The sequence below is a fragment of the Paucidesulfovibrio gracilis DSM 16080 genome (assembly GCF_900167125.1).
GTDB classification, from domain to species: Bacteria; Desulfobacterota; Desulfovibrionia; order Desulfovibrionales; family Desulfovibrionaceae; genus Paucidesulfovibrio; species Paucidesulfovibrio gracilis.
Map to the genome: position 1 here is coordinate 19751 of NZ_FUYC01000002.1, position 23938 is coordinate 43688.

Here is a 23938-nt window from a genome sequence, read left to right on the forward strand (position 1 = left end):
TGGTGTAAAACTATGGGGAAGAAAGCTGTCTGCCCATTATTATACCATTGCTCAAGGTTTGACACCAATGGAATCAAAAGAAAAGGATTATGGGCGCTTATTATGTCTAAATGGACATGATTTAGCCGTGGGGGCTAGCCTTGGAATATCTCCACTTCGGTTCCGGCGGGCAGGTGCGCGTCGGGGGGCAGGGCGAGTACCGCATCGGCCCGGGCCAGGGCGAGATAGGAAGGCATCCGCGGACCGAGGAGTGGATGGGCCACGCGTACGGCTCCTTCATGCCTGAGTGTGCAAGGGACCAGCCATTCGGGACCGGGCCGGGTGGTGATTTCCCGGTCCAGGGCGGCGTATCGGCCGGACGGCGCAAGCCCGCAAAGGGCGTGGATCAGGGGCAGGGCCAGGGCGTGCAGCAGGGCGAATACTGCGGGGGGCGGACCGGGCAGTCCCAAAAGGGTCAAGTCGTGTCCGTCCTGACGGGAGAGACGGGCCGCGAACGCGCTTTTGCCCGGCCGGGCGTTCAGCCCGTGGAACAGGAAGGTGAATCCGGCATCCCGGGCAGCCTGCCGGATGTGGTCCCGTTCGCTTTTTCCTGTGCCGCCTGTGGAGACGACCAAGCGAAGTTGGCTGTTCTGATGTGCCAGCATTGCAAGGTGTTTTGTGATGGCTGGAAGGGAGTCTTTGAAAATCCCTTGAGATTCAATAGGCATGCCCCAGGAGCGCAGCAAATGCGGCACCAGCACGGTATTGTCCGCGGGGATGCCGTCCGGTTGGGGCTGGTCGGAGTGTAATCCGTCAAACCGTTCAGGCGGTTGGAGTTCGTCACCCAGGGCAAACATGGCACCAAGGGGCTGGTCATGGATGGATACCTCGGGGACTTTGGCCCGGGTAAGCAGAGCGGCGCAGGCCGGTGTAATCGTTTCTCCGAATCGGCCTGCCCGGGAATCAACGGGCAGGTCCGCGCCCGGAGGCAGGACGTGGAGGCCGGGAACCACGGGATCCGTGATATGAATGGCTTTGCAGGCGTCGTTGCCCGGCGGCAGGTCGACCCGGTGTACGTTTTCTTCGGGAATGACCGCGTCCGCCCCCGGGGGCAGGGGCGCGCCCGTGAGCACGCGTATGGTCCGGTGCTCGCCCAGTGGGGCATGGGCCTGGGCATCTGCGGTGAGCCGTCCCTGGATGGGGAGCGTCACGGGATGATCCGCCGAGGCGGATTGCGTATCCCGGGCAAGCACGGCATAGCCGTCGCGCAGGGAAACCGCGTGTTCGGGCAATGGTGTCCGGGTGACCACCTCGTGGGCCAGAACACCTCCCACGGCCATTCGGGGCAGGCGATCCACAGACCGGGCAGGAGCGAGATCGTGCAGGAGACGACGCACGGCCTCGGCGCGGTCGGGTCGGGAGAGCCGTTGGGACGGACTGGAGGGGTGGGGCATGATGGTCAGGAATCTACAATGCGGCCTGCGTCGTTGTAAACCCAGAATCGGCCGTGCCGCACGTTGCCCACCAGGGTGATGCCGATTTGCCGGGCCAACTGCACGGTGAAGCTGGTGGCCACGGCCGTGGAAATCAGCACCGGCACGCCGATGCGCGCCACCTTGAGCAGGATTTCCGAGGCCACGCGGCCCGTGGTGACGATGAGCTTGTCGTCCACGGACACGTCGTTGAGGAAGCATTCGCCGCAGAGCATGTCGATGGCGTTGTGTCGGCCGATGTCTTCCCGAAAGAGCAGCATTTCCCCGGGGGTGCAGAGCGAGGAGTTGTGGCAGCCGCGTGTGGCGTCGTAGAGGCGGGAACGCTGGTGCAGCTCGTCCACCAAGGTGAGAATCTGGTCCGGGCCGATACGCACCTCGCCGTTGAGCCGCCGCTTGGAGATGGTGCGGACATTGCGGCCGAAGTTGGTCCCCTTACCGCATCCCGAGGTGATGGACCGTTCCATGAGCCGGTTTTCCCAGGGGTCGTGGCAGGTGCGTACGTCCACGACGATGCGTTCCGGGGCGTGGCGTACTTCCAGCTCCACGATTTGCTCCGGGCTGGTGAGGAATGCGTCGGACTTGAGGAATCCCACGGCCAGTTGTTCCGGGTATTTTCCCGTGCAAAGCAGGGTGACCACTTCCCGTTCGTTCAGACGGATGGTCAGGGGCGTTTCACGGATGGATTCCACGGGAGCGTTTTGGAATTTGCCGTGGGCGTATTCCTTGATCCGGTGCTGTTGGGATTCCATGATCGCCTCCTGGGTATGAGGATGGATCAACGATGCTGTTTCCTATATATGGGATTTTTGCGGGGCGTGACAATGCGGACGCATATGCCCCTGGTTTCACACCAACGCGCGGGAGAACCATGCACACCAAGATTGTTTGCATTGTGGGCAAGAAGAAGTCCGGCAAGACCACGTTTCTGGAAAAACTGGTTCCGGCCTTGACCGGAATGGGGTTGTCCGTGGGGACGGTCAAGCACGATGCCCACGAATTCGATATGGATCACGAGGGCAAGGATTCCTGGCGGCATGCCCGGGCCGGAGCCGCGAGTGTGGTGGTTTCCTCCCCCTCCCGGCTGGCGCTGATCAAGCGGGTGGAGCGGGAGACGCCGTTGACCGAGATCGTGTCCCAGTTCATGAAGGATCGGCAGATCATTCTGGCCGAGGGGTACTATCGTTCCGATCTTCCCAAGCTGGAGGTCCACCGTTCCGAAGCCCATGAGCAACCGCTGACCACGCCGGAAAATGCGGCGGATAAGCGGGTGTTGGCCGTGGTCACGGAAGATCCGTTGGATTTGGGGGTGCCGATTTTGGGACTGGACGACGCCGAGGACGCGGCGCGTCTGATCATGACCCGGGTGTTGGGATTGTAGCGGCCCGCTGCCGGGCCAGCTCCAGCTCTTCGGGAGTGTTCAGATTGCGGAAGGAGAGCAGCCCGGGATCGTGCCGTTGCAGCCGCGCCACAGGGACGTCGTGGACGCGGACCTTGGGAAAGAAGCTGATGATTTTATATTCCTTCCGCTCCAGCTGGGCCGCGATGTGCGGCAGGCAGCGCCGGGAATACACCGCACAGAGCGGCTCATGGTAGCCGTCCTGCTTGCGGGGCAGAACCACGTCCGAGTCGGGCCGTACATGGGCCAGCAGCTCGCGCACCAGTCCGGGGTGCAGAAACGGGACGTCGCAGGCCGTGAAAAAGGCATGGTCCGCACGGATCGCCGCAAGCCCGGCGTGGATGCCCGTGAGGGAACTGCGCGCCTCCATTTTGTCGAGTACGACCCGCTCACCGAACGCCGCGTACGGTTCAATCTCGCGGGCCGCGATCACGATTTCCCCAAAGATTTGACGATACACGTCTAGAAGCCGTTCCAGCAGGGATACGCCCCCCACCTGGAGCAGGGCTTTGCGTGTGCCGCCCATGCGTTTTCCCTGGCCTCCGGCAAGGATGACTCCGGCGATGTGTTGCTGCATGGCATTCCAGAATAGTCTGTGGGTTTTGCGAATCTGTCGGTTTGCAGCATAGCCCGGCCAGGCGGGAATGAAAAGGCGTTCTCCCGACCGGACGTGTGCGCAGCGGGTTTTTTCGTGGCGGGTGATTACCGCTGCACGTCCCGCTCCTTGAGCAGGGCGTAGAGCCGTGCGCGGGACAGGCCGGAAACGCGGCAGGCCTGGCGGATGTCCCCGTCGGTTTGCAGCAACAGGGCGCGCAGATAGCCGCGTTCGAAGTCGTAAATGGCTTTGGCCCGGGCATCGCGCAGGGGCGGAAGTTTTTCCTGGCTTATGGCGGTGGGCGGGTCCGTGGTTTTTTGATCCGGTCCCATGTCCTGGCCGGCCATCTGGGCACGGATGTGCATGGGCAGGTGGCGTGGATAGAGCAGCGGTTCGCGTCCGGCCATGGAAACGGAGCGTTCCAGAGCATGGAATAGCTCCCGGATATTGCCGGGCCAGTCGTAGTTCATGAGCGTGTCCAGAAAATCCGCGGAAAAGCCCTTGCGCGAGAGGTCCAGCCGCTTGCACACGCGGCTGACGTGGTGGCAGGACAGTTCGTTGATGTCCTCGGCAATCTGGCGCAGGGGCGGCAGTTCAATGCCCATGCCCTGGAGTCGGAAGAGCAGGTCGCTCCGGAAATCTTCGCTGCGGGCCATGGTTTGCAGGTTGCGGTTGGTGGCGGCCACGAGCCGGAAATCCGAGGATTCTTCGCGGGTGGCACCCACGGGTCGGAAACGGCGGGTTTCCAGAACCCGGAGAAAGACTTTTTGCACGGACAGGGGCAGTTCGCCCACCTCATCCAAAAACAGCGTGCCGCCGTGGGCCTGCTTGACCAGCCCGGGGGCGCGCATGTCCGCACTGGTGAACGCGCCGCGTTCGTGGCCGAACAAAACGGATTCGGCCAGGGTGGAGGGCAGTGCCGCGCAATCCACCACAATGAAGGCCTGGGCAGCTCGGCGGCTGTTTTCATGCACGGCCCGGGCGAACAATTCCTTTCCCGTGCCGGTTTCTCCGGTGATGAGGACGTTTACCTCGCTGGCCGAGGCTTGGGCTACCTGGTCCAGGGCGGAGAGCAGCGGTGGGGCATTGCCGAGAATCTCCCGGCGTTTGAGGGCCATGGCCGTGCCGCGGCGGGACCGGCGAAAGCCTGTGATGCGGTTGGCCACCACGAGCAGGCGTTCCAGGCTGGGCGGTTTGGCAAAGACGTTCCACGCGCCGGAGCGGATGGCTTCCTGGGCGATGTCGTGGTCGCGGTTGCCCGCCAGGATGACCACCTCGGGGGCGTCTTCGCTTCGGCGCAGCAGGGAAAGCGTGGAGAGCACTTCGGCATCGGGCAGATTGTCGGCCAGGAACACGGCGTCATACTCGTTGAGCTGCACCAGGCGGAGTCCCTCGGTGCGGCTGGTGGCGTGGTCCACCCGCATTCCGCCGTGCCGAAGCGACGCGGCAATGCGTTGAACGCAGGCCGTATCCGTGTCCATGATCAAAATATTGGCCAAGGCTGCCTCCCCCCGGCGTGGCAAGCCGACCTGTTGCGCGGGAAATCCGTTGCGGAGCGTCTCTCCCTGGCGGCAAGTCCCGTGCAAAAGGAATAGAGCGTATTATATGCGCACAACGTGCGGAAATGTCAATGTGTCTTTCGAACAAACCGATATGGTGCTTGGGAGGCCCGGTTAGTGAAGCCGTGGTGAGGGTCTTATGGGGCAAGACAGGGGGCGCTCGCTCGCCGGGAGGCTGCGAAGTGATGTTGCCGATGATCCTTGCCTTGCTGGCCGGACCTCTCCCGGTGGCGCATTCTCCTGGTTTTCCCCTGGTGTCTCGTACAACTGGACAAGTCTCCCTCCACAAGATGAATCTACCGTAAAATAGCCCTTTTCCTACCAAGAGAGGTCTGGTTTTTCAACAGCCATACCCCTGTCTCGCCGGTGTTTTTTCCACAAGGCACGCTTCTTGTCTAAGAGAGTTGGAGAGCGACATGGAACCATGGGGTGGTTGGGTAGCTTTCCCCTGGTCTGGACAAAGCGCGGCGTATCGAAGGGATACGCCCGGAATTTCCGAAAACGGAAGGTCCGAGTTGCCGCGGGAGGTCGTTCTCCATGTCACTATCGGGGCTTTCGGCAGGATGGTGACCAGCCAAGGGGGAGGCGGAGCCGTGAAACGCAGGAAATGGGATTCCGAGACCAAGGCCAGGGTGGTGCTGGACGGCTTGCTCAACGGCCAGGTCAGCGACGTGTGTCGTCAGTACGACATTCGGCCCGGGCAGTATTACAAGTGGCGGGATTATTTTCTGAAGCATAGTGCCCGGGTGTTTGAGGGACCGCCGCGCAGCCCGGACATGGCCGCATTGGCGGCGGAAAATGAAAAACTCAAACGGCTGGTGGGGGAGCTGACCCTGGAACTCAATCAAAAGGGCAACACATAGGCCGGAGCCGTTCGCGGTCGATCCGGCAACACGTCAGGAGGATGTGGAACATGTCCAATCGAATCGGGGTGTATGTCTGCCATTGCGGGACGAATATCGCCAAAAAGGTGGATTGCGCGGCCGTTGCCCAATTCGCCGGGGGGCTGCGCGATGTGGTGGTGGCGCGGGATTATCAATTCATGTGTTCGGACCCGGGGCAGGATTTGATCATCAACGACATCCGCAACATGGGGTTGAACCGGGTGGTGGTGGCGTCCTGTTCGCCCAGGCTCCATGAAAAAACATTCCAAAAGGCGTTGGCGCGGGCCGGGCTGAATCCCTACCTTTTGCAGCATACCTGCATCCGTGAGCATTGTTCGTGGGTCACCAAGGATGGAGCCGAGGCCACGGCCAAGGCCAAGATGCTGGTGGCTGCGGCCGTGGACCGGGTGGGGCGGCACGGGGAGCTGTTTTCCCGCGAGGTGGACGTGCTGCCGGACGTCATGGTCGTGGGGGCGGGCATTGCCGGAATCCAGGCCGCCCTGGACATCGCCAAGTCCGGCCACCGGGTGCATCTGGTGGAAAAGGGACCGTCCATCGGCGGACACATGGCCCAGTTCGACAAGACCTTCCCCACCCTGGACTGTGCGGCCTGCATTTCCACGCCAAAAATGGTGGCCGTGGCTCAGGAACCCAACATCAACCTGATGACCTGCGCCGAAGTGACGGAGGTTTCCGGGTTTGTGGGCAACTATCAGGTGCGCGTGCGTTTGAACCCGCGTTACGTGGATACGGACAAGTGCACGGGTTGCGGCACCTGCCTGGAAAAGTGTCCCACCAAGGTGTCCAGCGAATTTGAGGAAGGATTGGGAACGCGCAAGGCCATCTACCGCAATTCGCCCCAGGCCGTGCCCAATACCCCGGTCATCGACCCGCTGCACTGTAAGAAGATCACCAAGGGCAAGTGCGGCGCCTGCGAGAAGTTCTGCCCCACCGGGGCCATCGATTACAACCAGGTGGAGCGGTACGCGGATTTGGAAGTGGGCAGCATCGTGCTGGCCACCGGATACGACACGCTGGATCCGGCTCCGCTCACGGAATACGGATTCGGCAGGTATCCCGAGGTATACACCGCGCTGCAGTTCGAGCGGCTGAACAACGCCACCGGTCCCACCCAGGGAAGTATTGTCATGAAGGACGGGCGCGCTCCCGAATCCGTGGCTGTGATCCATTGCGTGGGATCGCGGGACAAGAATTATCACGAATACTGCTCCCGTACCTGCTGCATGTATGCCCTCAAGTATGACCATTTGCTCAAGGACAAGGTGGGTCACCATGTGCGGGTGACCAATTTCTACATTGACATGCGCTGCTTCGGAAAGGGGTACGAGGAGTTTTACGAGCGCGTGCAAAAGGAAGGCGTGACCTTTATTCGCGGCCGCCCGGCCGAGGTCACGGATCGTGCCGAAACCCCGGAGGAGCAGGGCAAGCTCATCGTTGTGGCCGAGGACACGCTTTCCGGACTGCCCGTGCGCGTACCCGTGGATATGGTCATCCTCTGCACCGCCATGGAGGCGCGCAAGGACGCGCCCGAGGTGGCCCGGGTGTTCGGCATCGCCCAGGGGCAGGACGGCTTTTTCCTGGAAGAGCATCCCAAGCTCGGGCCGGTTTCCACGGCCACGGACGGGGTGTTTCTCGCCGGAACCTGCCAGGGACCAAAAGATATTCCCGACGCCGTGGCCCATGCCTCGGGCGGGGCGGCCCAGGCGTTGGCTCTGGCGGCGCGGGGCCGGGTGTCCATTTCTCCCACCACGAGCTGGATCAATCCGGAAATCTGCGTGGGCTGCCGCGTGTGCGTGGGGCTGTGCGCCTACTCGGCCATCGAGTTCGACGAGCGGCGCAAGGTTGCCGTGGTCAACGAGGCCATGTGCAAGGGGTGCGGCTCCTGCGCGGGCTACTGCCCGTCCGGTGCGGCACAGATCAAGCATTTCAATGAACCACAAGTGTTTGCGGAGCTGGAGGGGCTGCTCTTCGATGTGGCCGATCCGCAGAGGGCGGCGGTGCGCGTGGATGTCGAGGACGGGGACGCGGCCCGGGAGACCATGACCAACTGATCAACGGGAGGAAGATATGGAAGCTCAAGCGGCGCAGGCCGAAACAAAGATCGCCCGGGAGGCGCAGACCGCCCCTTCCGGAGAGTTCGAACCCACCATCGTGGCGTTTGTCTGCAACTGGTGCACCTACACGGCCGCGGACCTGGCCGGAACTTCGCGCATGATCCAAAAGCCCAATCTCCGGCTGGTGCGCATGATGTGTACGGGCATGGTGGATCCCAAGTACGTGATCAAGGCCTTGCTTTCCGGTGCGGACGGCGTGCTCATCAGCGGCTGTCACCCCGGGGACTGCCACTACATCAACGGCAACTACAAGGCCCGGCGGCGGGTCAAGTTGCTCAAGGATATTCTGCCCCTCTTCGGGGTGGATACACGCCGTGTCCGGCTGACCTGGGTGGGCGCCAGCGAAGGCAATGAATTCGCGGCCACAGTGAACGCCCTGGTGGAGGAGATCCGGGAACTCGGTCCCATTGAAACCCGCAACCTCAAGGCCATCTGAGGGGGAGGAAGGCATCATGACCACCACGGCAAAGCTGGATGTACCGGATAAGAATCCCGTGGCCGCGTTGCAGGAGCTGATGCGGCGTATTTTGGAGCGGGGCGATGTGGGCGGCGTGCTCACCCCCTTGCACCTGGGCGGTGGAACGCCCATGCCTACGCTGGTGACCGACCCGGGCGAACTGGGCAGGGCCGATCCGCTGGCTCCGGCATTCCCCATGAACGGAGCCAAGATGCTGGCACGGCTCACCAAGGGACACAGCGGTGAACGCATTGCCGCGGTGATGCGCCCCTGCGAGATCCGGGCTTTTGTGGAATTGGCCAAGCTGAATCAGGGCAGTCTGGACGACGTGTTGCTGGTGTCGGTGGATTGCCTCGGCGCCTATGACAACACCCATTATCTGCGTTTCAAGGGGCAGGATGATCCCATTCAGACCACGCTCGGTTTTTTGGGCAAGACCGGCGGCGCCAAGGACACGGCCCGGGACGGATACGACCTGGCCGGTGCGTGTCTGGCGTGTGAATACCCGGTGGCCGTTGCCGCGGACGTGAGCGTGGGCCTGGTGGGGCTGGACTTGACCAATGCCCTGCCCGTCATGGCCGAGACAGCCAAGGGCGAGGCGCTGCTTGCCTCGTTGGGGCTGGAGGACTGGGAACCGCAGGCCGCACGCGACGAAGCGCTCAAGACATTGGTGGAACGGCGCACCCAGGAGCGGGACGCCATGTTTGAACGCACGGCCCAGGCCACGGGCAGTCTGGAATCGTTGGCCGAATACCTTTCCGGCTGTGTGAACTGTCTGAACTGCCGGGTGGCCTGCCCGGTCTGTTATTGCCGGGAGTGCGTGTTTTCCACGGACGTATTTGACCATAAGCCCTGGCAATATCTGAGCTGGGCGCGGCAAAAGGGCATGCTCAAGATGCCCACGGATACGGTGTTTTACCACCTTACGCGCATGGCCCATATGAGTACGGCCTGCGTGGGGTGCGGCCAGTGTTCCAACGCCTGTCCCAACGACGTGCCCGTGATGGAGCTGTTCCGCACGGTGGCGGCGCGGACCCAGGAGGGCTTTTCCTACGAGCCGGGCCGGAGCATGGACGATCCGCCGCCGCTGTCCGTGTTCAAGGAAAAGGAATTCGAGGACGTGGTCTCGCACATTGCCTAGCAGTCCGCTTCGGGACCGGAACCGGACCGCAGGGTCCGTGGACGGTTTCAGGCAAGGGAGGACAAGATGCGGAAGGAATATGGAGCATTGGTGGTCGGAGCCGGAATCGCCGGCATTCGGGCGGCCCTGGATCTGGCCGTGACCGGCCACAAGGTCGCCCTGGTGGATCGACGGCCCCACCATGGCGGACTGCTGACCCAGCTGGACCATCAGTTCCCGAGCGATAATTGCGGCATGTGCAAGATGCTGCCGCTCATGGCCCGGGATTCGTCCAGCCAGTACTGTCTGCGCAAGGGGCTGTACCATGACAACATCGACATTTGGCTGAACACGGAGCTGACCGGATTGGAAGGCGATCCCGGGCAGTTTCAGGCGTCTTTGACGCGGCGGTCATCCCTGGTGGATCCGTCCAAGTGCATCAGCTGCGGCGAGTGTGCCGCGGTCTGCCCGGTGCGGGTTCCCAATGAATTCAACGCGGGGCTTTCCGAGCGCGGGGCCGTGTACCTGCCCGTGCCGCACGCCATACCGAATCATTATGTCGTGGACCTGGAAAACTGCGCCCGCTGCTGGAAGTGTTTTGAGGCCTGCCCCACCGGAGCCATCGACTTCAAGCTGGATCAGCGTGGGGAGTTCCGGGTGCTCTGCGTGGTGCCGGACGCCACGGAGTCCCAGGAATTGATGGGGCTGTTGGACACGGCTGGATTCCCGGCCATGTTTGCCCAGGATCAGGAAAAGGCCTTGGATCTGCTGGCCGACGGCGAACCTGCCGGGTTGCTGCTGCTGGATATGGCCATGGGCGCGAGCGGGGTGGAGCGGATCGTCAACCGGGCCGGGGAGCTTCGGCCCGAGCTGCCCGTGGTGCTTCTGGCCGGTCCGGACGAGGCGGAAGCCGCGGAAGAATTGGTCGCGCAGCAAGAGGAGCAGACCGGGAGCGGTGCGCCGCGGGGTGTGCGGGAATGGATCGCCAAGCCGTTGCAGGAGACCGCATTTATTCCCTGGCTGGATAAGCTCTATGTGCGGCTGGCATCGGACGAGCATCTCACCTTTGATGTGGGGGCCGTGGTTCTGGCGGGCGGTTTTGACTGCTTTGATCCCGGACCAGTGGACGACGTGCTTGGATACGGACGGTATCCCGGCGTGGTCACGGCCGTGGAATTTGAACGCATGCTCTCCTCCTCCGGGCCGACGGCCGGAAAGCTGACCCGTGCCGACGGCAAGCCTGTACGACGCATCGCCTGGATCCAATGCGTTGGATCCCGCGACCTGCAAAAGGGGGCCAACTATTGCAGCTCCATCTGCTGCATGTTTTCGGTCAAGGAAGCGCTTCTGGCCAAGAAGCAGCTGGGAGACAAGGTGGAAGGCACCATCTTCTTTATGGACATGCGTACCTTTGGCAAGGATTTTCAGCGGTATCGGGATCGGGCCGAAAACGAGGAGGGCGTCCGATTCATCCGCAGCCGTCCCCATTCCGTGATCACGGATTGGAAGGGCGGACTGAACGTGGGCTGGTTCGGCGACGACGGCCGCCAGCACGAAGAGTCCTTTGACATGGTGGTGCTGGCCGTGGGTGCGCGGCCACCCAAGGGGGTGGACAAGCTGGCCCGGGCCGCCGGGGTGGAATTGAACGAACATGGATTCGTGGCCACCCGGCCCCTGGCTCCGGCGCGCACCACTCGGCACGGCGTGTTTGCGGCAGGAGCGTTTGCAGCTCCACGGGACATTGCCGAATCCGTGATCATGGCCGGGGCCGCGGCCCAAGGCGCGGCCAGGCTGATCAAAATTCATGACGTGCTCGCGGGCATGAGCCGGGAGGAGGAGCCGGAATATCCGGATGTATCGCGGGAGGAACCGCGCATCCTGGTGGCGGTGTGCTCCTCATGTCCCACCCTGGAACAGCGCCTGGACCTGGAAGAGGTCTTCGGCAGACTGGAGCAGCTGCATTCCGTGGTCAGCGTGGCCCGCGTGGGGTCGGCCTGCACCTCGGAAGGGTGGGGCGAAGTGGAACGCCTGGCCCAGGAAATGAAGCCCAACCGCATCCTCATCGGGGCATGCATGCCCTATGCCTACGTTCCCCGGCTCAAGGAGCTGGGGCGGGCCGTGGGCCTGAATCCCGCGCTCATGGACGTGGTGGACGTCTACACGCCCACCTTCCCTGGCGGGGAAGAACTGGACAAGGAACAGCTGGAACGGGACGTGTACGCTTCTCTGGCCACGGCTGTGGCGCGTCTGGAAGGGGCGGACCCGGTACCGCCGCCCGTGACCGTGAATGTGGCCAAGGCCGCGTTGGTGGTCGGCGGCGGGGTGGCGGGCATGACCGCGGCTACGGCCATAGCGGATCATGGCTACGAAGTCTGCCTTGTGGAAAAGGAAGAGGAACTGGGCGGCATGTCCATGCGGCTGTACTCCACTCTGGAGGGCGCGGATCCGCGCAAGCACATGGAAGACCTGATCACCCAGGTGGAAAAGCATCCCAACATCACGGTGTTCAAGGATTCGCGGGTGGTGCTTTCCGAGGGTACGGCCGGGCGGTTCCGCACAGCCATGTATACGCCCAAGGGAGCCATCCGCTACGAGCACGGGGTTACGATCCTGGCGTCGGGCGGCAAGGAATCCAAGGTCTACGACTATGGATTCAAGGTGCATAAGTCGGTCATGACCCAGCTGCGGCTGGAAGAAGCCTTGGCCACCGGAACCCTGGACGTCTCGGAGCTGGAGCGCGTGGTCATGATCCAGTGCTGGCGTTCGCGCAACGAGGAACGCAACTATTGCAGCCGGGTCTGCTGCTCCCAGGCGCTGAAGAACATCCTGGCGCTCAAGGCTCGTAATCCCAAGCTGGAGGTCGTGGTCTTTTACCGCGACATCATGGCCTACGGGTTTAAGGAGGCGTTTTATACCGAGGCGCGCAAGGCCGGAGCGCTGTTCGTCCGCTACGAGCCGGAACGCAAGCCCCAGGTAGGGTTTGACGGCGGCAAGCCCGTGGTTACGGGACGGGATCCGGTGCTGGGCCGGGACGTGCAGGTGCGTGCTGATCTGCTGGTGCTCTCCAGCGGAGTGGAACCCGAAGAAACCGACGAACTGGTGGAAATCTTCGGCGTGGAGACCAACCAGGACGGATTCTTCCAGGAGGCGGAATCCAAGTGGCGACCCGTGGATTTCCTCAAGCAGGGCATCTACCTCTGCGGGCTGGCCCATTCTCCCATGGACATGGGCGAGGCTGTCGCCTCGGCACAGGCCGCGGCCCAACGCGCCCTTCGGATTCTCAGCGCCGAAACCATTGCCCGGGAAACCGTGGTGGCCCAGGTGCGCCACTCCCTGTGCTCCCTTTGCCAGAAGTGCGTGGCGGCCTGCCCCTACGGGGCGCGCCAAGTGGATATGGAGCAGGGGCGCATCGTGGTGGATGAGATCCTCTGCCAGGGCTGCGGCTCCTGCGCCGCGGTCTGCCCCAACTCCGCCACCGTGCTCAGCGGATATCACGACGGGCCGGTCATGGCGCTCATCGACGCGGCATTGGAAGAACCCATGCCCCGGCAAACGCCAAAGGAGCGTGAGCAATGAACGGGACACTCAAGGATCCAGCGGCGGAGATCCGCGAGCATATGGCCGCCTGCATGCAGTGCGGCACCTGCTCCGCCTCCTGCCCCAACGCGGCGTTTATGGACATCAGCCCGCGCAAGCTCTGGCGGTTGGCCCAGCTGGACCGCATGGACGACGTGGTGGCCAGCCGGACGTTCTGGATGTGCAGCTCCTGCTACAATTGCATGCTGCGTTGCCCGCGGGGGCTGCCCACCACCAGAATCATGCAGGCGCTCAAGCGGTTGGCTGCGGAGCGGGGCGCTCCCGGTTCGCGGCGGCGGCAGGCCTTTTACCGCGCCTTTACCGAAAATGTGGAACGCTATGGCCGGGTGCAGGAAAGCGCGCTCATGAACACCTATCTGCGTCGCCGGGCCAATCCTGTGTTGGCGCTGAGCTACGCGCCGTTAGGGTGGAAACTGTTGCGGCGGGGCAAGCTGCATCTGCTTCCGGAATCCGGCCATAAGGGACGGCTCGCACCACTCGTGAACAAGGTGCGTGAAATGGAGGGCCGGTCATGAAGTATGCCTATTATCCCGGTTGTTCTCTGACCAGCAGCGCCGTGGAATACGATGTGAGCACCAGGGCCATGCTTTCGGCTCTGGGGGCAAAGGTGCATGAGATACCGGACTGGACCTGTTGCGGCGCCAGCTCCGTGGAGAATGTGGGCGAACTGCTCTCCCTGGCCTTGCCTGCGCGTAACCTGGCCCTGGCCGAGCGCGATTTACCGGGCATGGACGTGCTTGCGCCGTGCAGCGCCTGTTACCTGAACCTGCGCCATGCCAGAGAGGAGGCCCGCGCCGACAGGGACGTGGCCGCCCGTCTGGGCGAAGCGCTGGACGCGGAAGGGTTGACCCTGGCGGCCGAAGCCCCGGTACGGCACCTGCTGGACGTGCTGGTGAACGACATCGGACCCCAGCGGATCCAGGAGGCCTGCGTTCGTGACCTCACGGGACTGGCCATTGCTCCGTATTACGGTTGTCAGGCGCTACGGCCCTATACCGACTTCGACGATCCCAACCGGCCCCGCAGTATGGACGCCCTGATTCGGGCCGTGGGTGCGGAGCCGGTGGACTGGGACATGGGGGCGAGGTGCTGCGGCGCGTCGCTCATGGTGACGCACAAGGAGGCGGCCCTGGACGCGGTGAGCACCATACTTGGTGCGGTGCGCGGCGCCCATGCCGTGGTCACGGTCTGCCCCATGTGCCAGATGAATCTGGAAGCCTATCAAGGCGAGGCCTTGGCCCGGATGGGCGGCGGGGAGCGTGTGAGCGTGCTCTACCTGCCCCAGCTTCTCGGACTGGGCCTGGGTCTCGATCAAAAGGATGTGGGACTGCATCGGAACATGACCGTGACGAACCGGCTGCGCGCCAAATTGCGGCGCATCGACATGCCAATAGCGCGGCCCATGGCGGATGCGGACCAAGGGGAAGGGAACGAGGAAACGACCCAACCACCCGGAACAGGAGGGTGAGAGTATGTTTAAGGACATCGTTGTCGGCGTGACCCCGAGCGGGTTGGATGAGTGCGCGGTGGATGCGGCCATCGGTTTTGCCCAGCGTTTTGAGGCCAAGCTGTACATGGTCCATGTGGCGGGCATGGGACACAGCTGGGGCGACATGCGCCACCTGGAGCCTTCGGGCGAAACGGATCAGATTAAGGAGCAGATCCTTGAGCGCTACGAGGAAAAGGTCAAGGGCGTGGAACAATTGCAGGTGCACGTAGTGCCCGGCATTCCGCATGCCGAGGTGTTGCGCCTGGCACGCAAGGTCAATTCCGACCTGATCATCATGGGACCGCATACCAAGGAGTACGCGGAAAAGCGTTCCTCCATGTGGGGCATGGCGGGCAGCACGTTGGAACGCGTGAGCCAGAAGGCCCGATGCCCGGTCATGATCGTGACCCAGGCCACGCCCTACGGCGAGCACAAGTTTGAGAACATTCTCGTGGCCACGGACTTTTCCGAGCAGGCCGAGTGCGCCGTGAACTACGGCGGTCAGCTTGTGCGGCAATACAAGGCGGCCATGACCCTGCTGCATGTGGTGGATACGGACGGCCTGGCCGGACAGATGAACGACGACGAACTCAAGCGGTTGTTGGCCCAGAATCGTGAGCGCATGGAAGAGGAATACGCGGCCCGACTCAAGGGCGTGGAACCCTGCACCTTTGAATGCGTGGCCGGAAAGCCTGCCATGGATATCCTCAAGACGGCGCGTCTGGTGAATGCCGACCTGATTCTCATGGCGCACCATTCCAAGGAAATTGATCCGGAAAAGGCCTTCCTCGGCTCCACCGTGACCCAGGTGGCCCTGAACGCGAAGTGTCCCACCATGAGCGTGAACCGGCACTTCGATCTGCGCTGCGGCCTGATGTACGACCAGGACGGCTCCGTGACCGAGGAAAAGGCCTCGGCTCCGGTCTAGCCGGGAGTGAAGAGCGTGCGCCGTCGGGGTCGTTGCGACTCCGGCGGACGCACGCAACACGGGCGGACCACGAACGGGGAGAGGAATGATGATGGAAACCGTGACGGAAACCGCGCGGCATGCCGTGCCGCTGCTGCCCGGCGGGACAACGTTTTTGGACCGCGTCCAGGAGGCGTTGCCCGAGGGAGCGAATCTGTCCATGTGTCTGACCTGCGGGCTGTGCTCCTCGGGCTGTCCGGCGTCCGGGCTGCATGACATGGACCCGCGCAAATTCCTACGGCTGTGCGCCTGGGGGCAGGAGGAGGAAGTCACCTCCACGCCCTGGGTCTGGATGTGTACCATGTGTTTTCGCTGCAAGGTCGTTTGTCCGATGGATGTGAATATCCCTATGCTTGTGTACGAGGCCAGGGCTTCCTGGGCCAGGGATGCCAAGCCAAAGGGAATCATTGGATCCTGCGACCAGGGATTGCGGACCATGGGTGCCAGCGCCGTGGGCATTTCCAGTGAGGACTTCCGATTTGTGGTGGAGGATGTCCTGGAGGAAGTGCATGAAACGCAGCCCGGCTGGGAGGAGTTGCGTGCTCCCATCGACAGGAAGGGAGCGACCTTCTGCGTGAACCAGAATTCGCGGGAACCCGTGCAGGAACCTGAGGAGATGGTGCCGCTTTGGAAGATACTGCATCTTGCCGGGGTGGACTGGACGTATGGAAGCCATGGTTGGGGAGCCGAAAATTACTGCATGTTTGCCGCCGAGGACGAGCATTGGCGCGCCGTGCTCCAAAAGCAGGTGGACGGCGTCCGCGAGTTGGATTGCACCTCCTGGGTAAACATCGAATGCGGCCATTCGTTTTATTCCATTTGGGCCGGGCTGCAACGCTTCGGCATCAATCCCGGCGTGGATTTCGATCACATCGTGCGTTGGTACGCCCGTTGGATTCGTTCCGGGCGGCTTGCTCCCTCAAGTGATTGGAATCGTGATCTCGGGGTGAAGTTTACGGTGCAGGATCCCTGCATGGCGGTTCGTAAATCCCAGGGGACGGCCTTTGCCGACGACTTGCGCTACGTAGTGCGCCGGTGCGTGGGAGACGACAACTTTGTGGATATGGTCCCCAACGGGGTGAACAATTATTGCTGTGGCGGAGGAGGTGGGTTCCTGCAATCCGGGTACAAAGATGCCCGCCGGAAATATGGCGAGTTCAAGGCCCGCCAGATACTGGGAACCGGAGCCGACTACGTGATTACGCCCTGCCATAATTGCCATGCCCAGATTGAGGATTTGTCCGCCGAACGGAACCATGCCTGGAACACCGTGCATCTGTGGACCATTCTTTGCCTCAGTCTCGGGGTGCTGGCGGCGTCGGAACGAACCTATCTCGGACCGGATTTGGCAGAGGTCGCTCTGCCGGGAAGCAACGGAGGAGAATCATGACGGAAACCATGACGGAAACCACGCGGGATGCCGCGCCGCTGCTGCCCGGCGGGGGCGCGTTTCTGGATCGTGTGGAGGGGGTGCTGCCCGAGGGGGCGAATCTGTCCATGTGCCTGACCTGCGGGTTGTGCGCTTCGGGTTGCCCGGCATCCGGGCTGCATGACATGGACCCGCGCAAATTCCTGCGGCTGTGCGCCTGGGGGCAGGAGGAGGAAGTCACCTCCACGCCCTGGGTATGGATGTGCACGATGTGTCAGCGCTGTGTGTACGCCTGTCCCATGCATATCGACATCCCGAGGCTGATTTACGAGGTGCGGTCCACATGGCCGCGTGATACCCGGCCCAAGGGGATTCTCGGCTCCTGCGAACAGGCTTTGAGCACGGAGGGTAACTCCGCCATGGGTGCGCGGAGCGAGGATTTCAAGTTCGTGGTGGAGGATATCCTGGAGGAAGTGCATGAAGACCAGCCGGACTGGAAGGATCTGGCGGTGTACTTCAATCGCGAGGGGGCGAAATATTGCCTGAACCAAAACTCCCGCGAACCCGTGACCGAGCCGGACGAAATGGTGCCGCTTTGGAAGATTCTGCACACCGTGGGCGCGGACTGGACCTATTCCACCAAGGGCTGGGCCGCTGAGAACTATTGCATGTTCCTGGCGGACGACGAAGCCTGGGAAACCGTGGTGCGTAACAAGGTGGCCGCTGTGGAGGCGCTGGGCTGCCAATACTGGCTGAACACGGAGTGAGGACACGAAATGTACGCGGTCCGGGCCGGACTGCAAAAATTCGGGATCACTCCCAAGTTCGAGATCGAGAGCATCATTCGGCTGTATGCCCGCTGGATTCGCGAGGGTCGGCTGCCGGTCAGTTCGGATTGGAACAAGGATCTGGGCGTGACCTTCACGGTCCAGGATCCCTGCCAGTTGGTGCGTAAGTCCTTCCTGGACCCCGTGGCCGAGGACTTGCGGTTCGTGGTTCGCTCCGTGGTGGGCGAGGAACATTTCATCGACATGGTGCCGAACCGTTCCAACAATTATTGTTGCGGTGGCGGCGGCGGGTACCTCCAGTCCGGATACACGGACGAGCGGCGCAAGTATGGGGATCGCAAGTTGCGGCAGATTCTGGAAACCGGAGCAGACTACTGCATCGCGCCTTGCCACAACTGTCATTCCCAGATTCATGACCTTTCCGAAACATCTGGCCGCCATTTTCCGGTGGTGCATCTGTGGACCCTGATTTGTTTGTCCATGGGCTGCCTGGGCGAAAATGAGCGAGGATATCTCGGGGAGGATTTGGCGGAACTTGGGTTATAGCTCCGGATTGTCGGGGCATGGAACATCTATCGGGCCGGTCCTGCGGGATCGGCCCGCGTTGTTGTTTGATGCGTGGGGGGATGTGCGTCAATATCGAATCTTGTGTTTTCGTGCCAAGACAGGTGGCACACCGTGCCGAGCTTGCCGCACGCTGCTATCTTGTTTGAATCGGTTGCATTATGCGTAAAAATACAGCAAACTGTTCTTTCTTGTGGATAGTTGTTGTACACCTTCTCGCCGTCTGGTTCGCTTTTTGAAATGGAGTTGGAGCACTCGGTATCGGAGCAGCATTGAAGCGCCTTGTCGTCATACTCTGCGTGTTGTTGTTGCAGTTTGCCCTGGGGGGATCCGGGCAATGCCGCGGCACGTTGCGTGTGGCAGCGAGCGAGTTTCCACCGTCGGTTATTTTTGACGATGACGGCACGGTCCGCGGGTACGATGCTCTGTTTCTTGGGCGGTTGGCCGAGGGGTTGAACCTTCGGTTGAAAATTGAACATTATCCTTTTCAGCGCGCCCTGCGTCTGCTCCAGACCGGGGAGGTGGACGCCATGCTCGGCGTACAATACCGTCCCGAACGCGAACAGTTCGCCTACTATCTCGACCCTCCGTATGTGACCGAAGCGACCACCGCCTTCTATGTGCTCACCGGTAAGGAAAATTTGATCCGAAAATATGAGGATCTGTACGGACTTACCGTGGGAACGAGTATCGGTGTCAAATATTTTCCCCGGTTCGATAATGACCCGCGCCTGCGCAAGGAGCCGGTGCGCGGCGGAAAGATGAACTTCCTGCGGCTGCTGGCCGGGCGTGTGGACGCCGTGGCCATGGACGATGTGGGCGGGGATTACCGGGTCTGGGAGTTCGGGTTGACCGACAAGGTCTGCAAGGCCAAATATATGTCCAGTGAACCGCAGAATGTATATTTGGTGCTTTCGCGCCGGTCCCGGTTCATGCCGCAGAGAGAGGAAATCCAAGAGGTGCTGGCGCAATTGTTGCGAACAGGCGTTCGCGAGCAGTGCATGCTTGAACACATCGACCAGGAAGCCGCCCTGGCGGGGAGAATGCCCCCGAATTTAATCAGGGCGGGCAATCGGCACCTCAAGACCGGCATTGTTCCGCCACCGGATGAGCCGGAAGGCCGCGGCCACAAGGCTCCGCCCCTTTCCCTGCCGCCCGTGTGTCCCTAATCCCGGGCGCAGAGTCTTTGTTTTTTTGCCGCAATAACAAATCCTGAAAATGATTGCGTTCGTTGGCGCACAGCGGAATATCCCGAGCCGATATTTTCTTTTGGCACGCGCACGGGCCAAAATGGTTGGCTTTGGGTGACGATATCGTTTTTCGAAACGGATTGTCGGGCTATTTATGGAACCGGGTGTTCCGATTGTTTCTTCACGTTTGGTATGAACGAGAGAATCCCCTCCTTGAAGGCACGAGGGCGCCAATACCTTTGGCTGTGGAAGAGGGGCAAAGTGCAATGTGTTGGTGATGGTATTCCCCCTTGTCAAAAGACATTCAATTCTATATTCTTAAATCTTGATATACTAATGTTGGCAAGAAACGGAAAGCGGTGAAAAGCCGCTGCGGACGCGCCGCTGTAACCGGCACAACCCGTTGATGACCACCGAAAGGGAAGGGAATCAACATCTTGGGGCCGGGAGCCAGAAGACGTCTTGCCGGAGTGCAAAACCCCCGGGCACTGTTTTGCGGTGGTTGCTTTGGGGCAACGCAGGGTTCTCCTCTGTTGTCTTTGGGGTTTTGCTCTTTGTCGTCAACCCATGAAACATGGAGCAGACATGAACGCGCACGTACTGGGATTCCCGAGGATCGGACTCGGGCGGGAACTCAAATGGACTCTTGAATCCTATTGGCGGGGAGAGGCTTCCCTTGAAGAGCTTTTGTCAACGGCCGAGAGACTCAAGAGGCGGCATTGGCAAGTGCAGATGCAGGCCGGGCTTGACCTTCTCCCGGTGGGAGATTTCTCGCTGTATGACCATGTGTTGGATACCGTTGCCATGGTCGGGGCGGTGCCGGAACGGTTTTGCCGAAACTCCGCCGAGACGGGATGCGCTGCGTATTTCGCCATGGCGCGTGGAGAGGCCCGTTCTTCGATTCCGGCCATGGAGATGACCAAATGGTTCGACACCAATTATCATTATATTGTCCCGGAATTCACCAATGACCTGAGGTTTCGCAAGGACGCATCGAGACTCCTCCAGGACGTGCGGACCGTTAAGGAACTCGGTGGCACGGCAAAGCCCGTGCTGGTTGGTCCGATTACCTTCCTGCTGTTGGGAAAGTCCATGGATGGAAGCAGTCCCTGGATCCATTTGGAACGCTTGGTGGACGTATATTCCGATATCCTGAAGGACATCTCCGGGGAGTGTCCGTGGATTCAAATCGACGAGCCGGTTCTGTGCAGTGATTTGTCTCCAAAGGCGCACCAGGAATTTCGATACGCCTACGAAAGCTTTGCCGGTGCCAAGGGCCATGCCCGTATCCTGCTCACCTCGTATTTCGGTCCGCTGGGGGACAATTTGCCGCTTGCAGCGAGTCTGCCCGTTGACGGGCTGCATCTGGACCTTGTCAGGGGGGCGGAGCAGCTGCCTGCCGCGCTTGAAGCCATGCCTTCCGAACAGGTTGTGTCGCTTGGTCTGGTGGACGGCAGGAACATCTGGCGCGCCGATCTTGATGCGGCCGCTGAATGCATCAATGCCGCTAAGCAGCGGGGCAGTGAATCGAAGATCATGCTAGGGACGAGTTGTTCCCTGCTGCATTGCCCGGTGGATGTGGCTCTGGAAACGGATATGGACCCCTCCATACGCGAGTGGATGGCCTTTGCGGTGCAAAAATGCGACGAGGTGGCGGCATTGGCGCATTTTGCGGAAACGGGCGAACGCAATTCTCTTTTTGCGAAAAATCGTAAGGCATTGCAGGCACGAGCGGCAAATCCATGCGCCGTTGATAAGAGCGTTCGTGCTCGTGTCGATTCACTCACTCCAAAGCACTACGAACGCGGGTCCGTTTTTGCGGAGCGAACGAAAGTGCAATCCGTCCGCCGGCAATTGCCGCTCTTCCCCACAACAACGATCGGGTCGTTCCCCCAAACCCCGGAAATCCGATCCATCAGGCTTGGCCATAAAAAAGGGGAATGGACAACAGAAGAGTATGTCGCGGCCATGAAGAATCAGATTGCCGAAGCCGTGGCCAGGCAGGAGGAACTGGGGCTGGATGTGCTTGTGCATGGCGAACCGGAGCGCAACGATATGGTGGAATACTTCGGACAACAACTGAATGGCTTTTGCTTTACGTCCCAGGGATGGGTGCAAAGCTATGGCAGTCGCTGCGTAAAGCCGCCGGTGATTTTTGGCGACGTGTCCCGCCCTCAGGCCATGACCGTGGATTGGGCGCGGTATGCCCAAAGCCTGACCCCAAAACCCATGAAAGGCATGCTGACAGGGCCGGTGACCATTCTGTGCTGGAGTTTCGTTCGCAACGATATTCCGCGAAGCGAGGTGTGCCGACAGATCGCCCTTGCGATTCGTGATGAGGTGTTGGATCTTGAATCCGCTGGATTGTCCATTATCCAGATCGACGAGGCCGCCTTGCGTGAGGGGCTGCCGTTGCGAGCGGCAGACCATGAGGCGTATCTGCGTTGGGCTGTGGATTGTTTCCGGCTGACGGCGGCCGGTGTTCGGGATGAGACGCAGATTCATTCCCATATGTGCTACAGCGAGTTCAACGCCATTATGGAATGGATCGCCCAAATGGATGCGGACGTGATCAGCATTGAAGCCAGCCGGAGCGGAATGGCCCTCTTGGAGGCGTTTCGGGCGGTTTCGTATCCCGCGGACGTTGGCCCTGGTGTGTACGACATTCACAGCCCACGGGTGCCAAGTGAGGAGGAGATCCACGGGCTGCTGAAAAAGGCGTTGGAGGTTGTGGCTCCCGAGCGGCTTTGGGTCAATCCGGATTGCGGTCTGAAAACGAGAGGGTGGCCGGAAACAATCGCATCATTGAAGAATCTGGTGGCTGCCGCAAAGCGGTTGCGCCGGGAATACACCTAGAAAGACGAAGGGCGGTCCCAATTGGGGACCGCCCGTTGCGTACGACATGTTTTGAGCCGGAGGCTTCCGGAAGGTCCGGGGTGGGCGGGTCGTTTTTTTGAGGAAGGCCCATAGAATCTGGAATCGGTATGGGAAACGATATTCCGAAACCCGGTCAGCCCATCCATTGCTTGGGTGGACATTGAGGCGTTGCTTGTGGCGGTTGGTGCCGTCAGGTCCGAAGGCTGCGGTTCCCGTGTCCGGTTCAAGCTCAACGGGGTGAAGGCCATTTTTTACCGGCCGCATCCGGCACCGACTACGGACAAAGGCGCGGTGAAATCCGTGAGGCGTTTTCTGGAAGAAGCAGGAGTGAAACCATGAACACCATTCAGTACAAGAGCTACCTGGGAACGTTCGAGTATGACCAGGATGCCGACATTTTCCATGGAGAGGTAATAAACCTCAAGGACGTGGTGACGTTCCAGGGTCGGAGCATCGACGAGTTGAAGAAGGCGCTGGCCGACTCCGTGGAGGACTACCTTGATTTTTGCCGGGAGGAAGGCGAGGAACCGGAGAAGCCGTATTCCGGCAAGTTGCACCTGCGCTTGCGGCCGGAGCTTCACAGGGAGGCCGCAGCGGTTGCGGCGCTTTCCGGCAAGAGCCTGAATGCCTGGATTGCCGACACGCTGACCGAGAGAGTGAAAGATGCTCGATAGTGCAACCTCGCCGTAGAGAAGACCACCCATGCAACCTCTTGGAAAGGAGTGAGATATGCCGGAAAAGGCAACCGTCATGGTCTGTTTGGCAAGGCTGCTGGAAGTTGACGTGGGTCTGAAGACACAGAGGGGAGACATGAAGGCACGAAAAAAGCCTTTCGCAAAAGCGAAAGGCTTTGATTTCTTTGGCGTCCCCAAGGGGATTTGAACCCCTGTTACCGGCGTGAAAGGCCGACGTCCTGGACCAGGCTAGACGATGGGGACGCATTATATATTTGGCTGGGCTGCAAGGACTCGAACCTTGATTAACGGAGCCAGAACCCGTCGTCCTGCCAATTGAACGACAGCCCAGCAGCGAGAAGAGGTCTTATTGTTTCGTGAGCTTCCTGTCAACAAAAAAAAGACCTGATCTCCAAAAAAAGTTTATTTACACGGCACGGGCCAGACGACGGGTGCGCTTCTTCAGCTTGTTGATGCGGCGGCGCAGGATGTCGCGCTGCTTGCGATCTTCGGTCTGCTTCTTGGCGATGCGCATTTCGCGGATCTCACGCTTGATGCGCAGGATCTGCTCCTTGTAGGGGGAAACGCCGCCCTCTTCGTCGGAGATGCCGAAGATTTCCTTGATGCGGGCAATCAGGTCTTCCTTGCTCATGCCGGAAGCGCCCACGATGGAGGGAATCTTCTCCACAGCCAGAGCACGCAGCTCCTTGGCGGTCATTTTGTCCAGAGGCTTGGTCAGACCCAGATCCTCAAAGGACATTTCATACGATCTGTCGTTGGTTTTGGTTTCTTCGCTCATCCTGTC

The 23938-nt window shown here is 61.0% G+C and carries 21 protein-coding genes, 2 tRNA genes and 1 riboswitch; of the genes, 16 read left to right on the plus strand and 7 right to left on the minus strand.

All coding sequences use genetic code 11. The features are described 5' to 3' along the window. Positions 1-134 precede the first annotated feature (134 nt). Both B5D49_RS02355 and fdhD read right to left on the minus strand, forming a co-directional pair. Positions 135-1433 carry a molybdopterin molybdotransferase MoeA gene (locus tag B5D49_RS02355; RefSeq protein ID WP_078716060.1) on the minus strand — a complete coding sequence of 433 codons (1299 nt, stop codon included), beginning with the start codon at positions 1431-1433 and terminating at the stop codon, positions 135-137. 5 nt (positions 1434-1438) lie between these two features. Further along, a complete protein-coding gene (gene fdhD / locus B5D49_RS02360; RefSeq protein ID WP_078716061.1) occupies positions 1439-2221 on the minus strand; it encodes a formate dehydrogenase accessory sulfurtransferase FdhD in 783 nt (260 codons plus the stop codon). Between the two features lie 119 nt (positions 2222-2340). On the opposite strand from fdhD, the gene mobB reads away from it, so the two are divergent. After that, a complete protein-coding gene (gene mobB / locus B5D49_RS02365; protein WP_078716062.1) occupies positions 2341-2850 on the plus strand; it encodes a molybdopterin-guanine dinucleotide biosynthesis protein B in 510 nt (169 codons plus the stop codon). On the opposite strand, the gene mobA is transcribed toward mobB, so the two are convergent. Beyond that, the gene (gene mobA / locus B5D49_RS02370) at positions 2825-3445 is read right to left on the minus strand and encodes a molybdenum cofactor guanylyltransferase (protein ID WP_078716063.1); all 621 of its coding nucleotides are present in this window, start codon (positions 3443-3445) and stop codon (positions 2825-2827) included. The two genes, mobB and mobA, sit on opposite strands and share 26 nt — an antisense overlap. 125 nt (positions 3446-3570) lie before the next feature. Then, positions 3571-4962: a sigma-54-dependent transcriptional regulator gene (locus B5D49_RS02375; RefSeq protein WP_078716064.1), complete on the minus strand. Its 1392-nt coding sequence runs from the start codon at positions 4960-4962 to the stop codon at positions 3571-3573. Positions 4963-5615: 653 nt separating this feature from the next. Between B5D49_RS02375 and B5D49_RS02380 the strand changes: the two genes are divergently transcribed. The 15 genes from B5D49_RS02380 (at position 5616) to B5D49_RS14825 (ending at position 23341) form a co-directional block, all read left to right on the plus strand. Further along, complete coding sequence (locus tag B5D49_RS02380; RefSeq protein WP_234990607.1) at positions 5616-5885, plus strand: transposase; 270 nt, start codon at positions 5616-5618, stop codon at positions 5883-5885. Positions 5886-5935: 50 nt separating this feature from the next. Next, positions 5936-7978, plus strand: a complete 2043-nt coding sequence (locus B5D49_RS02385; RefSeq protein WP_078716065.1) for a CoB--CoM heterodisulfide reductase iron-sulfur subunit A family protein — start codon at positions 5936-5938, stop codon at positions 7976-7978. A 16-nt stretch (positions 7979-7994) separates the two neighbouring features. Then, complete coding sequence (locus tag B5D49_RS02390; protein WP_078716066.1) at positions 7995-8477, plus strand: hydrogenase iron-sulfur subunit; 483 nt, start codon at positions 7995-7997, stop codon at positions 8475-8477. A gap of 16 nt (positions 8478-8493) precedes the next feature. After that, entirely contained in the window at positions 8494-9639 is a 1146-nt protein-coding gene (locus tag B5D49_RS02395; RefSeq protein ID WP_078716067.1) for a 4Fe-4S dicluster domain-containing protein, read from the plus strand. 66 nt (positions 9640-9705) lie between these two features. Then, positions 9706-13194: an FAD-dependent oxidoreductase gene (locus tag B5D49_RS02400; protein ID WP_078716068.1), complete on the plus strand. Its 3489-nt coding sequence runs from the start codon at positions 9706-9708 to the stop codon at positions 13192-13194. Beyond that, positions 13191-13730 carry a 4Fe-4S dicluster domain-containing protein gene (locus B5D49_RS02405; RefSeq protein ID WP_078716069.1) on the plus strand — a complete coding sequence of 180 codons (540 nt, stop codon included), beginning with the start codon at positions 13191-13193 and terminating at the stop codon, positions 13728-13730. Before B5D49_RS02400 ends, B5D49_RS02405 begins: the two co-directional genes overlap by 4 nt. After that, the gene (locus B5D49_RS02410; protein ID WP_078716070.1) at positions 13727-14683 is read left to right on the plus strand and encodes a CoB--CoM heterodisulfide reductase iron-sulfur subunit B family protein; all 957 of its coding nucleotides are present in this window, start codon (positions 13727-13729) and stop codon (positions 14681-14683) included. Before B5D49_RS02405 ends, B5D49_RS02410 begins: the two co-directional genes overlap by 4 nt. A gap of 4 nt (positions 14684-14687) precedes the next feature. Then, positions 14688-15632, plus strand: a complete 945-nt coding sequence (locus B5D49_RS02415) for a universal stress protein (protein ID WP_078716071.1) — start codon at positions 14688-14690, stop codon at positions 15630-15632. Positions 15633-15723: 91 nt separating this feature from the next. Then, a complete protein-coding gene (locus B5D49_RS02420) occupies positions 15724-17061 on the plus strand; it encodes a (Fe-S)-binding protein (RefSeq protein WP_144019130.1) in 1338 nt (445 codons plus the stop codon). A gap of 8 nt (positions 17062-17069) precedes the next feature. Next, entirely contained in the window at positions 17070-18374 is a 1305-nt protein-coding gene (locus tag B5D49_RS02425; RefSeq protein ID WP_078716405.1) for a (Fe-S)-binding protein, read from the plus strand. Positions 18375-18664: 290 nt separating this feature from the next. Then, positions 18665-19561 (plus strand): substrate-binding periplasmic protein, encoded by an 897-nt coding sequence (locus tag B5D49_RS02430; RefSeq protein ID WP_159447108.1) that lies wholly within the window; start codon positions 18665-18667, stop codon positions 19559-19561. Positions 19562-19891: 330 nt separating this feature from the next. Then, positions 19892-20061: riboswitch (cobalamin riboswitch) on the plus strand. A gap of 106 nt (positions 20062-20167) precedes the next feature. Further along, a complete protein-coding gene (metE, locus tag B5D49_RS02435; protein ID WP_078716074.1) occupies positions 20168-22438 on the plus strand; it encodes a 5-methyltetrahydropteroyltriglutamate--homocysteine S-methyltransferase in 2271 nt (756 codons plus the stop codon). Positions 22439-22612: 174 nt separating this feature from the next. Further along, on the plus strand, positions 22613-22798 hold the full coding sequence (locus B5D49_RS02440) for a type II toxin-antitoxin system HicA family toxin (RefSeq protein ID WP_268802023.1): 186 nt from the start codon (positions 22613-22615) through the stop codon (positions 22796-22798). After that, positions 22795-23133 carry a type II toxin-antitoxin system HicB family antitoxin gene (locus B5D49_RS02445; protein ID WP_078716076.1) on the plus strand — a complete coding sequence of 113 codons (339 nt, stop codon included), beginning with the start codon at positions 22795-22797 and terminating at the stop codon, positions 23131-23133. Before B5D49_RS02440 ends, B5D49_RS02445 begins: the two co-directional genes overlap by 4 nt. 55 nt (positions 23134-23188) lie before the next feature. After that, entirely contained in the window at positions 23189-23341 is a 153-nt protein-coding gene (locus tag B5D49_RS14825) for a hypothetical protein (RefSeq protein WP_159447109.1), read from the plus strand. Here B5D49_RS14825 and B5D49_RS02450 read toward each other — a convergent pair. The 3 genes from B5D49_RS02450 to B5D49_RS02460 all read right to left on the minus strand — a co-directional run bounded on the left by B5D49_RS02450 (position 23320) and on the right by B5D49_RS02460 (position 23932). After that, positions 23320-23397, minus strand: a tRNA-Glu gene (locus B5D49_RS02450). The genes B5D49_RS14825 and B5D49_RS02450 overlap by 22 nt on opposite strands. A gap of 12 nt (positions 23398-23409) precedes the next feature. Then, positions 23410-23484 (minus strand) — tRNA-Gln (locus tag B5D49_RS02455). Between the two features lie 76 nt (positions 23485-23560). Continuing rightward, positions 23561-23932: a hypothetical protein gene (locus B5D49_RS02460; RefSeq protein ID WP_144019065.1), complete on the minus strand. Its 372-nt coding sequence runs from the start codon at positions 23930-23932 to the stop codon at positions 23561-23563. Between the last annotated feature and the right edge of the window lie 6 nt (positions 23933-23938).

What these genes read in the sequence shown, in the direction of transcription:
- B5D49_RS02355 (WP_078716060.1), bottom strand. Translation starts at nt 1,433, where the DNA reads ATGCCCCACCCCTCCAGTCCGTCCCAACGGCTCTCCCGACCCGACCGC.
- fdhD (WP_078716061.1), bottom strand. Translation starts at nt 2,221, where the DNA reads ATGGAATCCCAACAGCACCGGATCAAGGAATACGCCCACGGCAAATTC.
- mobB (WP_078716062.1), top strand. Translation starts at nt 2,341, where the DNA reads ATGCACACCAAGATTGTTTGCATTGTGGGCAAGAAGAAGTCCGGCAAG.
- mobA (WP_078716063.1), bottom strand. Translation starts at nt 3,445, where the DNA reads ATGCAGCAACACATCGCCGGAGTCATCCTTGCCGGAGGCCAGGGAAAA.
- B5D49_RS02385 (WP_078716065.1), top strand. Translation starts at nt 5,936, where the DNA reads ATGTCCAATCGAATCGGGGTGTATGTCTGCCATTGCGGGACGAATATC.
- B5D49_RS02390 (WP_078716066.1), top strand. Translation starts at nt 7,995, where the DNA reads ATGGAAGCTCAAGCGGCGCAGGCCGAAACAAAGATCGCCCGGGAGGCG.
- B5D49_RS02395 (WP_078716067.1), top strand. Translation starts at nt 8,494, where the DNA reads ATGACCACCACGGCAAAGCTGGATGTACCGGATAAGAATCCCGTGGCC.
- B5D49_RS02400 (WP_078716068.1), top strand. Translation starts at nt 9,706, where the DNA reads ATGCGGAAGGAATATGGAGCATTGGTGGTCGGAGCCGGAATCGCCGGC.
- B5D49_RS02405 (WP_078716069.1), top strand. Translation starts at nt 13,191, where the DNA reads ATGAACGGGACACTCAAGGATCCAGCGGCGGAGATCCGCGAGCATATG.
- B5D49_RS02410 (WP_078716070.1), top strand. Translation starts at nt 13,727, where the DNA reads ATGAAGTATGCCTATTATCCCGGTTGTTCTCTGACCAGCAGCGCCGTG.
- B5D49_RS02415 (WP_078716071.1), top strand. Translation starts at nt 14,688, where the DNA reads ATGTTTAAGGACATCGTTGTCGGCGTGACCCCGAGCGGGTTGGATGAG.
- B5D49_RS02420 (WP_144019130.1), top strand. Translation starts at nt 15,724, where the DNA reads ATGGAAACCGTGACGGAAACCGCGCGGCATGCCGTGCCGCTGCTGCCC.
- metE (WP_078716074.1), top strand. Translation starts at nt 20,168, where the DNA reads ATGAACGCGCACGTACTGGGATTCCCGAGGATCGGACTCGGGCGGGAA.
- B5D49_RS02445 (WP_078716076.1), top strand. Translation starts at nt 22,795, where the DNA reads ATGAACACCATTCAGTACAAGAGCTACCTGGGAACGTTCGAGTATGAC.
- B5D49_RS14825 (WP_159447109.1), top strand. Translation starts at nt 23,189, where the DNA reads ATGCCGGAAAAGGCAACCGTCATGGTCTGTTTGGCAAGGCTGCTGGAA.
- B5D49_RS02460 (WP_144019065.1), bottom strand. Translation starts at nt 23,932, where the DNA reads ATGAGCGAAGAAACCAAAACCAACGACAGATCGTATGAAATGTCCTTT.